The organism is Solibacillus ferritrahens, assembly GCF_037027585.1.
Lineage (GTDB): Bacteria > Bacillota > Bacilli > Bacillales_A > Planococcaceae > Solibacillus > Solibacillus ferritrahens.
In genome coordinates this window covers 1-590 of record NZ_JAXCLE010000066.1, presented here as the reverse complement: position 1 = coordinate 590, position 590 = coordinate 1, and the positions used below count along the sequence as shown (strand labels likewise).

General features: G+C 35.1%; 2 pseudogenes. Both read left to right on the top strand.

From position 1 onward, the window contains the following. Positions 1-273 (top strand): annotated as a pseudogene (locus tag SNE38_RS19330) (IS3 family transposase); the annotation flags it as partial. Positions 274-285: 12 nt separating this feature from the next. Continuing rightward, positions 286-590 (top strand): annotated as a pseudogene (locus SNE38_RS19325) (DDE-type integrase/transposase/recombinase); the annotation flags it as partial.

Sequence of the window (590 nt, the reverse complement as noted above, 5' to 3'; positions counted from 1 at the left end):
AAAGTTAGTCCAAGTGGCTACTATAAATGGATTCAAAATATGGAAAAACATGCATTACGTGAAGAATCGGACTATCAAGATTACCTCTTATTAAAAACGGTCTATGACCGTGCAAAAGGCAAAGTAGGTTATCGTGGATTCTATATGGCCTTAACAGATATTTTAGATCAACCCATGAATCATAAAAAGATTCTTCGATTAATGCGCAAGTTTAACCTATATGCAAAAATACGACGTAAAAATCCTTATCGTCATCTAGAACAAGCAACAGAAGCTCATCATAGNTTAGCTACAAGAGAAATAGTCGCTTATGTATTATCTTCGACTTTAAAAATGTTGATTGTCTACCAAACACTTGAACAGTTAAATAATCATTTGGATGGTAATCTACACCCTGAAGCGATGATACATTCAGATCAAGGTTTTCATTATACACACCCAGAATTTCAACATCGGGTGAAAGAATTGGGTTTAAAACAGTCAATGTCACGCAGAGGAAACTGCCTAGATAATGCCCCAATGGAATCCTTCTTTGGTCATATGAAAGACGAAATTGATTACTATGAAGCTGCAAGCTTTACCGAATTAAA